This window comes from Lacisediminihabitans sp., from assembly GCF_036569425.1.
In the GTDB taxonomy this organism is placed as follows: Bacteria; Actinomycetota; Actinomycetes; order Actinomycetales; family Microbacteriaceae; genus Lacisediminihabitans.
On the sequence record NZ_DATCQQ010000020.1, the window covers coordinates 102,464 to 116,011 of the forward strand.

The following is a 13,548-nucleotide window of genomic DNA, read 5'->3' on the forward strand; positions in this document are numbered from 1 at the left end:
TGGCACGAAACTGGCGCACGATGCCCACCGCACGGCTCTTCGAGAGAATGCTCGCCCTCTGTGGCGTGTCGGCAGCCGCTCTGGTGATCGTGAATCCCGGCGGACCGGCCGTCGCCATGTTCATTGTGGCGGTGTGGCTCGTCTTGCCGGGTTGGGCATGCGCGCGGCCGCTGCGGGTCGTCCATCCCTCAGTGCGGACACTGATCGCCGTGCTGGCGAGCACGGCGATCACGGCTATGGTCAGCCTCGTCATGGTCTGGACTAGGTTCTGGTACCCCCAGGCCGCAGCGGTCGTCGTGCTTCTCGCCGCATCCGGGTTCATGGTGTTTGCGCCCAAGATGACCTCCACCACGGTCGCGGGCCGATCTGAGCCCCCGGGTTCCGCACGAGGCCGACGTCTTGCCGGGTTGCTGTCGTTGTCGGTCTGCGGCATTGCCGTGATCCTCTGGATCGTAGGGCTCAAGTCCACCAACGTCGGCGCTATCGGCACATGGGGCCTGCTTCCGGCGTTTCCGCTCACCTGGTACCTGGCGGTGGCAACCATGCTCGCGCTCTGCCTATGGGGCCTGGCCGCGCGACGGGTATTTCCGGCACCGTCCATGGCGGGGGCTCTGGCGGTGCTCATTGCGATGCTCTACTCGTCGGCCAACATCATCGAGGCCGCGCCACGCCTGCCGTGGACCTACAAGCACATAGCGGTCACGAGCTACATCGACGCGTTCGGTCGGGTCGACCCGTCGATAGACCTCTACAACCGTTGGCCGGGATTCTTCTCAGTCAGCGCTTTCATCGGTCGGATCGCCAACTACCGCGAGCCGACCGCCTATGCCACCTGGGCAGAGTTGCTCTTTCCCCTGATCGATGCCGCGCTCGTGTTCGGGATCGCCCGAGCGATTTCGAAGAACGCGCGGATATCGTGGACGGCCACGCTCGTGTTCTCCCTGTGCAATTGGGTCAATCAGAACTACTACTCGCCCCAAGCGTTCGTTTTCACCCTCTACCTCGCGATGTGCCTCGCAGTCATGGCAGTGCTGAGGGGCACCCCGATGCCGTGGGTCGAGGCAATCGAGAACCGAATCAAGAGGCCGGAGGCGCGAGACCCGAAGCACACGCGAACGAGCCCAGCCGAGACGAACGCGGCACCGGCCCCCACCGGTGACCGGTGGTCATTGACCGAGAAGGGACCACAACGACGGCTCAGAATCGCCGCCATCGTAGCCGTCCTCATCCTTCAGGCGATAATCGCGGCCAGCCATCAGCTGACCCCGTATCTAGCCGTCCTCGGACTGCTGCCGCTGACCATCGTCGGCTATGTCCGGCCACGGTGGTTGGGGCCGGCCCTGTTGGCGATAGCGGTCATCTACCTGCTTCCGAATCTCGGATACATCCAGTCCGTCTACGGCCTCTTCAGCGGTTTCGATTTCTTCGCCAACGCCACCTACACGCCGCCAGGCGCAGCCCAGGCAACGGATGCGGCGCAATTCGCCTCTCGGGCGGCGACGATCCTGTCGGCGTTAACCGGCGTCCTCGCGGTCGCCGGCTGGCTGCGCAACCTCCTGAGAGGGAACGTAGGAACGACGATAATCGTCGGCTGGTTGGCCGCGGCACCCGCTCTGGCGCTTCTCGGGCAGACCTACGGCGGTGAGGGCCGTTTGCGCGTCTTCCTTTTTGGCGTGCCCTGGTACGCGATCGGAGTCGCGTGGCTCTTCTGGTCCGGGCCCGTGCACACTCGCAGTCTGATCCTGGGGTTCTCGTCCGCGCTCACCGTGATGGCCGTGTTGTTCACGATCACCTACTTCCAGCCGGAAGCCGATCATCTCGTCTCGCAGCAGGACACCCGTGCGTCGGAGTGGCTGGATGCGAGGGTGAAGAAGGACGACCTCGCAGTCGAGGCGGTCGCGAACTTTCCCCTCTTTATTGGGTCGAACTACCGGCTGTTCGACTCCGCGTCCAGGACGTCGTCGCTCGTCACCTTGCTGAAGGACCACTCGACGACGGTCAGCGGTGCGAGTATCGAGCGGTATGTGAAGAGCCTGGCGACGGCGCCGCACAGCTATGTCATCTTCTCCGACAGCCAAACCAGTTACGCGAGCAGCCACAGGATGTTGAACGTCGGCGTGCTCGCGGCAGCCGAGCAAAGCATTCGCGGCGATTCGCACTTTCGCACGGTGTACGACACCGCCGCGGTTCGTATCTACGAACTTCGCTAGCGGGCAGGCCTTCGGCCGCGTGCCAGCCGCGCGCCCCCAACGGCAGAAGGCCCCGCCCGCGGTCGGCTGACCGTGGGCGGGACCCTCGCCCTACTACCTGTTACCCGCTACGACTGGGCGTTGCGGCGACGTGACCAGATGATCAGCGCACCACCGAGCAGGAGCATCAGGCCGGCGAGGCCCACGTACCCCGCCCCGCCGGTGAACCCGGTGAAGGCGAGCGTCTTGAGCTCGGTGACCACCGTGAGGCAGGATGAGGCGGCCGCGGCGATCACGATCGTCCACGGGTCACCGTTCCACTGGAAACCGTCCTGGGCGACTCCGGTCACGACGTATGTGCCCGGCTTCTCGTTGGTCACTGCCGACGTGAGTTCCACCCCGTCGATGAAGTACGAGAGCCCCTGGTCGAGAGCCACGGTGATGTAGCCGCTCATCAGGGAGTTCGCGCTGCAGGACTGGTCGGTGCCCGTGGCCGAACCGTCGGCGAGAGCGTGCGACGGCAGCTGCTCACACGCACCGGCGCTCGCGATCGTGAAGAGCGGGAACGGTTCGAATGGCGCGAGCGTGTATCCGGGCAGCGCCTCGGCAGTCACCCGATACGTGCCGGGTTCGAGCGAGGTGTCTGTCGTCGTCGCGACGATGTCGTTCGTCGCGTCCGCATCCGCCATGTTGTGGATGGTGTACTTGACGCCGGCCTGAAGCAGGACCGAGATGTAGCCGCTCACGAGGGTCGCCGACTCGTCATTCGAGAGGCAGACCTGGTCGTGTGACGTCGGGTCGGTCGGGATGCTGAGGCAGTGCGCCGCCTCGCCCTCGGTCAGGTCACGGGTGGAGGTCGTGGCGGTGATGATGTCGTCGCCACGGACCCACTCGGCTGTCGCGGCGTCGAACACCCAGGAGGTGGTCGTGTCGGTGGTCGTGATGGTCACCGAGCTGGTGGAGCAGTCCGGAGCGCTCTCGACAACCTTGTGGGTCGTGACCGGCTCCGGCCTGGTCGGCTCCGGGCAGGCCGGCACCGGCAGCACGAACGTCTTGCCGTCAGCGGTGACCGTGTAGCTGCCGCCCGCGGCCGACACGTTGTCCGCGGTGACCTTCACCGTGGCGCCGGCCGCGACCGTGCGGTTGAGCTGCGGCATCGACGCGACAGCGAAGTCGACCGGACGGTTGCTCTTCGAGTTGTCGAAGGTGAATTCGACGCTTCGCGATCCGGCCTTGCCATTCTCGTCGTAGACGCACGCACCGACGGCAGCGCTCGCGTTCGGGTTGGTCTCGGCGCCGCAGTCGGCGAATGCCGGCACCGCGAATGTGAAGGTCTGGCCCGCGGCGGTGAAGACGAGAGACGCGCCGGCGTTGCCGACCGGGCTCAACTGCACCGTCTTGCTCGTCCCGGACGGAACCGTCTCAGACACGCCGGGACCGGTGAAGGTGACCGGGACATTCGACCCCACGTTGTTGAACACGGCCGTGACCGTCTTGCTCGAGTACCCGGTGTCGGCGTAGCACTCGCCGGTCGAAATCGTCACCGTGGGCTTGAGCACGCACTCGACGTACGCGCCGACATTGCCCGACCACACCTTCGACTTCTCCCAGCCGCCGAAGTGGTGCCCGGCGGTGGGGGTGGCGGTGACCGTGTAGTCGCCGGTCGCGTTGGTGAACACCGTCGAGTAGAGCACACCATCCGTCACGGCGGGCGTCACGGTTCCGTACGCTCCACAGGCCGTAGCTGTCGTCAGGGCCGGTGCGACCGGCACGACGAGTCCGTAGCAGTTGGTCGGCTGCTGCGTGTAGGTGTTGCCGGGGGTGCTGGTGGCGAATCCGAGCCCGCTCAGGAACTTCTCCCAGGGCTGGGGTCCGGTGAGTTCGGCGGTCGGCACGATGAACGCCGTGCGGGAGGCATAGATGTCACCCTGGCCGCAGGCCACCGCGGCGGAGTACGAGTAGGTACCCGGCGTGGTGATGGCCACCTTGTTCACCTGGTCGAGGGTCTGGCCCCACACCGCGTTCTGCTTGTACTTCCAGCTGGTGGCGGTGATGTAGAGCGGCTTGCACAGCACGCCCGTCGAGCCCTTGGGGTTCGCCACCGTCACGATGCCCGAGTTGTCCGCGGGGTTGTAGGTGTAGCTGATGGCGGAATCTGGGATGCACTGCGCCACCGCGGCCGGAGCGGGAACCGCGCAGACGATCACGTGGCTGATGCTCCCCTTCTCGTCGTGCACGAAGGTATCGCCCGCGACCAGCGCGGCCCGGTAGATCCACTTCACGGTCGTTCCGGTGACCTCGATGGGCGCGTAGACGGTGTTCTCGTGCACAACACTCGTCCCGGTGTTCCCCGCCTTCACAATGACCTTGGAGTACGTGCCCCCGGCGGGCAGGCCCGCCGGCAAGGTGGCGGGGAGAACGTAGGGGTTGCTCGCCGAATTCTCGGTCGAATAGCCCACATCGATGCACGCTTCACCCGGCAGGGTCACCCAGTCGGATGGCTGGTTCATTTGTGCCAAAGCCGGGGCAGCGACGCCCACCGCGACGAGCCCGACGGCGAGCACAGCCGTCGTGAAAGCAGCGAGCGCAAGTCTCAGCCGCTTACGAAGGGGGCTCGTGTTCGGGGAAAAGAGCAGGACAGAATGTGGCCGGGCGTCGGGGGATCGCCGTGGCCGCCGGGTAAGCGACATGGGAGGGTCGTCCTATTTAGTTAGCAGGCACAGTCGGGTCGGTCGGTGGCTCGGGTTACCACCGGCTCAAGTGCCTGCGCCGATCCTAGCGGGTTCCGTCTTTGGAGGACAACCCTTTCTGTCCCCCCACTCCGAACGGATTTCGACGGCCCGCGGCGTCGAGCCGGGGCGAATGGCCGCCTGGCGGCCGGAATACCGGCCATTTGCCCCGAGTCGGCGGGGGTGGGCGGGAGTGGGCGGGGGGGTGGGTGCGGGCTCGCGGCGGGTTGCGACGGGTCAGTGCACGTATTCGAGCAGGTCGAAGCCGACCGTGCGGATGGCCTCGATGACGCGCAGCCTCGTTGCGAGGTCCGCATCCGCGAACTGCACGGTGACGGCGTAGGCCACGCCCGTCCTCGATCCGCTCAGCAGCCCGGCCTCCGCGCGTACCCCGAAGTCGATGCCGGTCTTGTTGACGACCCGGATGCCGTGGTCGGTCGAACGATGGGCGAGCGGGTCGAGCCCGAACGCGCTCGCCACGAGTGACAGGTCGGCGTTGAGGGCGAGCCAGCCGAGCACGCGGTCGCTCGTGACATGGTCGACGATCTGCCCGCGGGAGAGGGCGGCGAAGAGCCAGGCGAGTTCGGCGGTGGACGCCACGGACAGCTGCGGGGCGTCATCCGGGCCCCGGGTCGTGCGGGCCAGGTCGAGCAGGGCGGTGCGGGCGAGTCCGAGCGACTCGGTGCGCGTGCGCACCGAGTCGAGCCCGATGTGCCGCAGCAGCACGTTGGTGGCGAGACTGTCGCTCGTGGCGCCGACGAGCGCCGCGAGGTCGGCGACGGGCAGGGCCGGCGCCTGAAGCCGGTGCCAGATGCCCGGCGCGCCGATCGCGTCCCCCGGCGTCTTGTCGAGGATGCCGTAGCCGCCCAGCTCACGGGAGGTGATGCGCGCCGAGACCTCGATGAGCAGCAGGACCTGGCCGATGCCGGCCGTCGGCAGCACGATCCGGTCATCGATCGACAGGAGAGTGGCGCCGCTGCGCAGGTCGACGACGTGCGCGGAGACCTGGGCGCCCGCGTAGGCGAGCTGTCCGAGCGCGGTGAAGCTGCCGGAGAAGCTCTCGGCTCCCGCGGCTCCGCGATGGCGACCGACACGGGGGGTGCGGATTCGCTCTCGACGTAGGTTGTCGCTCGTACCAACTACCAAATAGTCACGCGCTCTTCTGGATCGAGCCACAGCTGATCGGCTTCTGTCACTCCAAAGGTCTCATAGAACGCGTCAATGTTGCGCACGATCTGGTTGCAGCGGAACTCATTGGGCGAGTGCGGGTCGATCGCGATCAGCCGCACCGTCTCCTCGTCCCGGGACTTGGCCTGCCAGGCCTGCGCCCACGACAGGAAGAAACGCTCGGCGCCGCTTAGGCCGTCGACCACCGGCGGCTCGGCGCCGTCGAGGCTGATCAGGTAGGCCTTCCAGGCGATGGAGAGCCCACCGAGGTCGCCGATGTTCTCGCCGATCGTGAGGGCGCCGTTCACGTGGTGGTCGGGCACCTGGCGCGGGGCGAGGGCGTTGTACTGCTCGATGAGCGAAGCCGTGAGCTTCTCGAACGCGGCACGGTCGTCTGCCGTCCACCAGTCCGTGAGCCGACCGTCGCCGTCGTACTTCGAGCCCTGGTCGTCGAACCCGTGGCCGATCTCGTGCCCGATCACGGCGCCGATCGCGCCGTAGTTGGCCGCGGCATCCCGACCCTCGTCGAAGAACGGGAATTGCAGGATCGCCGCCGGGAACACGATCTCGTTGAAACCGGGGTTGTAGTAGGCGTTGATGGTCTGCGGGGTCATGAACCACTCGTCTCGGTCGAGCGGCTTGCCGATCTTGCCGAGCTCGCGCTGGAACTCGAACTCGCTCGTCGCACGCACGTTGGCGATGAGGTCGTCTGCCCTGATCTCGAGCGTCGAGTAGTCGCGCCACTTCACCGGATAGCCGATCTTGGGCGTGAACTTCTCGAGCTTGTCGAGGGCTCGCGCGCGGGTGTCGTCCGTCATCCAGGTGAGCGCCGCGATGCTCTGCCGGTAGGCCACGACCAGGTTGGCCACGAGCACGTCCATGCTCGTCTTCGCGGCCTCCGGAAAGTGACGGTCGACGTAGGTGCGGCCGACGGCCTCGCCCATCGCGCCCTCGACGAGCGAGACGCCGCGCTTCCAGCGGGCGCGCAGCTCCGGGGTGCCCGTGAGGGTGCGGCCGTAGAAGTCGAAATTCGCCTCGACGAACTCGTCGGAGAGGTACGCCGCGGATGAGCGGATCACCTGCCAGCGCAGCCAGTCGGTCCAGCGCTCGAGGTTGCCGGCGGTGAGCGCCGCGGCGATGCCGTCGAGAAACGACGGCTGGCGCAGCACGAGCTCGTCGAACACGCCCTTCGGCGCGTCGAGCGCGTCGAGCCAGCGGTTGAGGTCTGGGCCGTTGGCCACGGAGGAGGCCCTCGTCACGACGTCGTGCCAGGTGGTGAGGTTGTAGGTCTTCTCGCTGTCGCGCGTGGCGACGTTGTCCCAGTGCGCGGCGGCGATGGTGGTCTCGAGCTCGAAGACGCGGGCGGCGCGCGGCGCGGCATCCGCCACCCCGGCCAGGCCGAACATCTTCTCCAGGTACGCGCGGTAGGCCGTGCGGATGTCCGCGAACTTCTCCTCGCGGTAGTAGCTCTCGTCCGGCAGGCCGAGGCCGCCCTGCTCGAAGAGGGCGATGTACCGCTCGGGGTTGCCAGGATCGTTGTCGATGTACAGCTGGAAGAATCCGCTCACGCCCTGGCGTTCGAGCACCCCGAGGGCGACGAGGAACGACGGGACGTCGGCGATCGCGTCGACATCGGCGAGCGCCGCGTGCAGGGGGGTCGCGCCGAGCTCCTGGATGCGCGCCTCGTCCATGTAGCTCGCATAGAGGTCGCCGAACTTGCGCTCCTCGGTGCCTGGTTCGGCGGACTGGGCCTCCTCGATGATGTCGCGCACGGCCTTCTCGGCCTCTTCGGCGAGCAGATAGAACGAGCCGTAGCGCGCCTTGTCCGAGGGGATTTCGGTGCGCTCGATCCACTTGCCGTTGACGTGTCGGAAGAGGTCGTCCTGAGGACGCACGGTCGGGTCCAGCTCGCCCAGATGGATGCCGGAGGGGAAGGGCATTTCGTCGCTCATGAGGCTCAAGCTTAAGCTCTCCCGGCGCGCAATCCGGCGCGAAAAGCCTACCTGCGGGTCGCCTTCCACTCCTCGAGCAGCAGCGGCAGGCGTTCGCGCATGAAGCGGAAGTAGTCCGCCATCTCCGCGGTGCGCTGCGCCGTCTTCGAGTCGGGCTGCATGGCCGTGAGGCCGCGCTCGGCGAGGTCGATCAGGTGGGTGTAGAGCTGCCCCTGCGAGCTCGTCGCGTCATACCAGGCATGATCGGGCAATTCGTAGCGATGCCGGCGCGTTCCGGGGATCGAGAGGCGGCGGATGATCGCCATCGACTGCAGGTAGCGGGTCGCGCCGGAGATGGCCGCGGCGCTCGCCCCCAGCTGCTGCGAGAGCTCCTCCGCGGTGGCGCGCCCGGACTCCGCCGTCATGATGGCCATCATCACGCGGGCCGCCATCCGGGGGAAACCGGCGGCGGCGAGCGTCGCCGCCATCTGCTCGGCGAACTCCTCCACCTCGTCCGACGGCATCAGGTCACCAGGTCCCTGCGCCGCGCGAGCAACACGCTCGCCGCCGCGACCACGATCGACAAGACGACCATCACCGCGAGTGGCGCCAGGTCCACGGAGTCACCGGGCACGATCGGCGTGTGGGTGAACGGGCTCAGGTTGCGCAGCCAGTCCGGGAGCTTGAAGACCCCGCCGAACTGGCCGAGCACGAAGCCGACGACGAGCAGGCCCCAGCCGAGACCGATGGTCAGCCGCGGCAGGAGCGCGAAGACGAGGGCGGCGACCGAGACGAAGACGAGGGCGGCCGGCAGTTGCACGAACGCGGCGACGAGGGAGGAGCCGATGCGGTCCGGATGCCCGGCGCCCGCGAATGCGAGCCCGGTGACGACGCCGCCGGCGAGGAGTACCGCGACGAGCGAGACGAGCGCCACGACAAGGGAATTGACCAGAAGCCTGGCCTTCGAGACCGCTCCGGAGAGTAGGAGCTCTGCGCGGCCCTCGGCCTCCTCGATGCGCACTCGAAGCACCGCCTGGAGGGCCGCGCCGGCCGCGAGCACGCCCAGGAAGGCCATGATCGCCGCGACGAAGGTGTCGAGCAGGCTGGACGTGCTGCCGCTGAGAAGGCCGCGCACCGTGGCCGCGAAAGCCTGGTTGTTTTGCACGGCCCTGACCGCGACATCCGCGAGGCCACCGGCGAAGAGCCCGAGGAGGGCGCCGCCCGCCGCCCAGCCGATGACGGCGCTGAACTGGAGGCGCCAGGCGAGTCCGAGCGTGCCCGTGAGCGTCGGGCCGGCCGTCGCGCGGCCCGACCGGTCGCCGACGAGGCCGGCACCGAGGTCGCGGCGGCGCACCGCGGCGAGCGCCACCCCGCTGGCGACCACGAAGAGAGCGAGTTGCAGAAGCAGCGGCGCGCTGGTCTCGTGGCCGAAGGCGTGCACCTGCTGGCCCCAGCCGATCGGCGACAGCCAGGATGGCCACGCGCTCGTCACCCTCAGTCCGCCCTCCGAGACCGTGCCGGTCGCGTCGCCGAAGGCCCGCAGCACGAAGGCGAGGCCCACGAGCATCCCGGCGAGCGAATTCGCCGCCCGCGAGGTGCGGCAGACCTGGGCCGCGAGGGCGGCGATGCCGCAGAACGCGAGCCCGGTGCCACCCGTCGCGAGCCCGGTGAGAACGGATCCGCCGAGTGGCAGGCCGGTCGCGGCGAATCCGGCGGCGACGAAGGTCGCGACGGCGAGGTTGGCGAGCGCCCCCAGGCAGAGCGTCGCGCCGAGGGCGTCCGAGCGGCTCACCGGCGTGCCGCCGACGAGTTCCGTACGCCCCTGCTCCTCGTCGCCCCGGCTGTGCCGAACCGTGAGGAAGGTGATCATGAGCGCCGCGAGCACCGCCAGGAAGGTGAAGATCTCGAAGAAGATGACGGACCCGGTGGAGAGGCCGTCCGGAGTACCGCGCACCGCGAGCAGGGCAGGGTTGCCGGAGGCCAGCATGAGCAGGGCCGCCCTCTGTTTGGTATCGCCGAACTCCTGCACGACGGCCGCCGCGCTTCCGACGGCGAGCACGCCGATTCCCAGGATCCAGCTGGCGAGCTGCCACCGATCCCGCCGCGCCTGGGCGCGAAGCAGCCTGAACATCAGTTCGCGACCTCTCGCGCGCGCTCCTCGCCGTAGTGGCGCAGGAAGAGCTCCTCGAGCGACGGCGGCGACACGGTGAGGCCGGCCACCCCGATCGCCGCGAGCTCCTGCAGCACCGGGCGCAGGGCATCCGTGTCCGCGTCGAAGACGAGGTGGTCGGCCTCGCGCCGCACGTCGTGAACGCCGACGATCGCGTTCATCGCCGCGGCATCCGTGAGCGTGGTCACGCGGAAGCTCGTGCGGGTGAGGTGGCGAAGCTCGGTGAGTGTGCCCGTCTCCACCGTCTTGCCTGCGCGGATGATGGCGACCCGGTCGCAGAGCTCCTCCACCTCGCTCAGGATGTGGCTCGACAGCAGCACGGTGGCACCCTCTGCCTTCACTCGGTCGATCTCGCCCCGGAATGCGGCCTCCATCACGGGGTCGAGTCCGCTCGACGGCTCGTCGAGCAGGTAGAGCCGCGCCGGTCGGGCGAAGGCGGCGATGAGCGCCACCTTCTGCCGGTTGCCCTTGGAGTAGCTGCGTCCCTTCTTGCGGGGGTCGAAGTCGAAGTCCCGGATGAGGCGGGCGCGCAGCGCCCGGTCAGCACCCCCGCGCAGGGAGGTGAGCAGGTCGATCGCCTCGCCGCCGGTGAGACTCGGCCAGAGATTGACGTCTCCTGGCACGTAGGCGATGTCCCGGTGCGCGCGCACCGCATCCGACCACGGGTCGAGCCCGAAGACGGCCACGCCTCCGCTCGTCGCCTTGATCAGGCCGAGCAGGATGCGGAGGGTCGTGGACTTTCCCGCCCCGTTCGGACCGAGGAAGCCGTGCACCTCACCCTCCGCCACCGAGAGGTCGAGCCCGTCCAGGGCGCGAACCCGCCCGAAGTTCTTCGCCAGGCCGGAGGCCTCGATCGTTGCCGTCATGACCGGCACACTACGCCTAATTCACAAGTTTATGAATCTTCAAAACGTCGGTTAGGCCCGGGAGGGCGGCGCCGTGGTGTTCCCGGGGTGAAAGGCGCTCGTGAACGAGACCGGCTCGCCCGGGCGGCCGGCGAGCATCTCGATCAGCCCACGGCCGGCCGCCCGGCCCTTCTCGACCGCCGGTTGGCGCATGGTGGTGAGATCGAGCGGCGCGATCCCATCGACGCGCACGCCGTCGAACCCGACCACGCTCAGCTCCCCGGGGATGCCGATTCCGAGCTGTTCTGCCGCCCGGATCACGCCGACGGCCAGCAGGTCGCTCTGGGCGATGATCGCGGTCGGACGGGTCTCCGGATCGGCCAGGAGGGCGAGGCCAGCGAGCACCCCCTCCTCGATGAAGCTGCCGGCCGAGACCCAGCCGCGGGCGTTCGGGAACACCTCGCGCACGCCCCGAATCCGCTCCGAGGCGACGAACCCCGTGCTCTCGCGCTCGAGTTCCGCGGTGAGCTCGCCGCGGCTCCTCGCGTCGTTCAGTGGCAGGGTGACCATCGCGACCAGATCGTGCCCGAGCTGCTCGAGGTGCCGCGCGAGTCGGCGTGACGCCTCCCGATTGTCGAGGCCGATCGCGAGCACCCCCGCCATCGGCTCGGCCTCGATCGCGACGAGGGCGACGCCGCGCTGCCGGAAGACCGCCACTTTCTCGGCGAGGCGGGTGCTGCATCCGATCAGCACGACGGCGTCCACCGGGGCGGTCGCGATCGTCGCCGACCCGTCGCCCGTGTCCGTGAGCAGGAGGAGGCCGTTGCCGAGCGGGCCGGTCTCGTCGGCGAGGCCGTCGAGCATCGCGATGTTGACCGGATCCCGGAACGCGTCGCGCAGCCGGTCCTCGATGACGACCCCGATGATTCCTGAGCGGCCCCGGCGCAGCGACTGGGCGCGCGGGTCCGGGCCCGCATAGTCGAGCCGTTCGGCGGCGGCGAGCACCCTGGCCCGAGTGGCAGCGGACACCGGGCCGGCCCCGCTGAACGCGAGGGAGGCGGTGGAGGCCGAGACCCCGGCGAGTCGCGCGACCGCTGCCAGGGTGGGGCGCCCTCTCGCCGGCCCCGTGGTTGCTTCGCCGCTCATGCCTTGGTAGCTTAGTCGAATCGATTCGATTGAATCGATTCGCCCCGATTCTCCCAGCTCCGCACGCATTCTTCCGGCTCCGCACGCACCGACATCGACACTGGATCCTTCATGCCCCACCCCACCCGGCCAGCCCAGCGCGTCACATACGCCGGCGGTCTCGCCCGCGCCCAGGTGGTGGCTTGGCGCAACGCGATCTTCGTCGTGTTCGGCCTCTGCGGTCTCGCGATGGCCAGTTGGGTGTCCCGCGTTCCGGCCGTTCGCGACTCGCTGCACGCGTCGACGCTCCAGATGGCTCTGCTCATCTTCGGCATCGCTGCCGGCTCGATCATCGGGCTCGTCGGCTCCAGCCACATCATCGCCCGATTCGGCGCTCGGCTCACCATCGCCTCCTGCCTCACCATCGCCTCCATCGGCTTCGCGGTGGCCGGGGTGGGCGCGACCGTCGGGCCCAACTACGTTCTGACCTTCATCGGCCTTGCCATCTTCGGGGCGTGTTTCGGCATCACCGACGTGTCGATGAACGTGATCGGCGCCGCCAACGAGCGGGTTCTCGGGCGGGCGATCATGCCGATCTTCCACGCCTTCTTCAGCTTCGGCACAATGGTGGGGGCGGGACTCGGCGCCCTCGCGGAGCTCGTCCACCTGCCAATCGCGGTGCACACCGGCATCGTCGCGCTCATCATCGCGACCGCGGCGATCACGGCGGTGCGGTTCATGCAGTCCGAGCACATCGTCGAGGACGACGCCGAGCCGGTTCCGGATGACGACCACTCCAAGAGCTGGCGCGGGCGCCTGAGCATCTGGCGCGACCCGCGCACCCTCATCATCGGGCTCATCGTGCTCGGGATGGCGTTCACCGAGGGCTCGGCCAACGACTGGCTCGCGCTCGCCATGGTCGACGGGCACGGCGTGAATAACACGACCGGCGCCATCGTGTTCGGCGTCTTCGTGAGCGCCATGACGATCGGGCGGCTCGCCGGGGTGAGGCTGCTCGACCGTTTCGGCCGCGTGCCGGTGCTCCGCTGGTCGGCGGCCCTGGCGGCCCTCGGCCTCGTGATCTTCATCTTCGTGCCCAACGAGTGGGTCGCGATCGTCGGCGTCGTGCTGTGGGGTCTCGGATCGGCGCTCGGCTTCCCCGTGGGAATGTCCGCGGCCGCGGACGATCCCAAGACGGCGGCCGCCCGCGTGAGCGCGGTGGCGACCATCGGGTACTTCGCCTTTCTGGTGGGCCCGCCGCTCATCGGGTTCCTCGGCGAGCACTTCGGGTTGCTGCACGCCCTGCTCGTGGTGCTCGTGCTCGTGGCAGTGGCAGGGTTCGCATCTGGGGCCGCGCGTGAGTCACACGGGGTGCACGTCACCGGTTAGGCG

General features: G+C 68.5%; 9 protein-coding genes. 2 read left to right on the forward strand and 7 right to left on the reverse strand.

The features are described from left to right. The first annotated feature begins 20 nt into the window (after window positions 1–20). Entirely contained in the window at window positions 21–2,210 is a 2,190-nt protein-coding gene (locus VIM54_RS03660; protein ID WP_331899250.1) for a hypothetical protein, read from the forward strand. A gap of 107 nt (window positions 2,211–2,317) precedes the next feature. Here the strand turns inward: VIM54_RS03660 and VIM54_RS03665 are convergent, their stop codons facing one another. The 7 genes from VIM54_RS03665 to VIM54_RS03695 form a co-directional block, all read right to left on the reverse strand. Further along, window positions 2,318–4,699 carry a hypothetical protein gene (locus VIM54_RS03665; protein WP_331899251.1) on the reverse strand — a complete coding sequence of 794 codons (2,382 nt, stop codon included), beginning with the start codon at window positions 4,697–4,699 and terminating at the stop codon, window positions 2,318–2,320. A 456-nt stretch (window positions 4,700–5,155) separates the two neighbouring features. After that, complete coding sequence (locus VIM54_RS03670) at window positions 5,156–6,064, reverse strand: serine hydrolase (protein ID WP_331899252.1); 909 nt, start codon at window positions 6,062–6,064, stop codon at window positions 5,156–5,158. Then, complete coding sequence (locus VIM54_RS03675) at window positions 6,058–8,037, reverse strand: M13 family metallopeptidase (protein WP_331899253.1); 1,980 nt, start codon at window positions 8,035–8,037, stop codon at window positions 6,058–6,060. The genes VIM54_RS03670 and VIM54_RS03675 overlap by 7 nt, the downstream gene beginning before the upstream one ends. A 47-nt stretch (window positions 8,038–8,084) precedes the next feature. Beyond that, window positions 8,085–8,540: a MarR family transcriptional regulator gene (locus VIM54_RS03680; RefSeq protein ID WP_331899254.1), complete on the reverse strand. Its 456-nt coding sequence runs from the start codon at window positions 8,538–8,540 to the stop codon at window positions 8,085–8,087. Then, a complete protein-coding gene (locus tag VIM54_RS03685; RefSeq protein ID WP_331899255.1) occupies window positions 8,540–10,147 on the reverse strand; it encodes a polyketide antibiotic transporter in 1,608 nt (535 codons plus the stop codon). Before VIM54_RS03685 ends, VIM54_RS03680 begins: the two co-directional genes overlap by 1 nt. Beyond that, a complete protein-coding gene (locus VIM54_RS03690; RefSeq protein ID WP_331899256.1) occupies window positions 10,147–11,052 on the reverse strand; it encodes an ABC transporter ATP-binding protein in 906 nt (301 codons plus the stop codon). The genes VIM54_RS03685 and VIM54_RS03690 overlap by 1 nt, the downstream gene beginning before the upstream one ends. A 51-nt stretch (window positions 11,053–11,103) precedes the next feature. Next, window positions 11,104–12,177: a LacI family DNA-binding transcriptional regulator gene (locus tag VIM54_RS03695; RefSeq protein ID WP_331899257.1), complete on the reverse strand. Its 1,074-nt coding sequence runs from the start codon at window positions 12,175–12,177 to the stop codon at window positions 11,104–11,106. Between the two features lie 111 nt (window positions 12,178–12,288). Here VIM54_RS03695 and VIM54_RS03700 point away from each other — a divergent pair, with 111 nt between their 5' ends. After that, window positions 12,289–13,545 (forward strand): MFS transporter, encoded by a 1,257-nt coding sequence (locus tag VIM54_RS03700; protein ID WP_331899258.1) that lies wholly within the window; start codon window positions 12,289–12,291, stop codon window positions 13,543–13,545. Window positions 13,546–13,548: the final 3 nt, after the last annotated feature.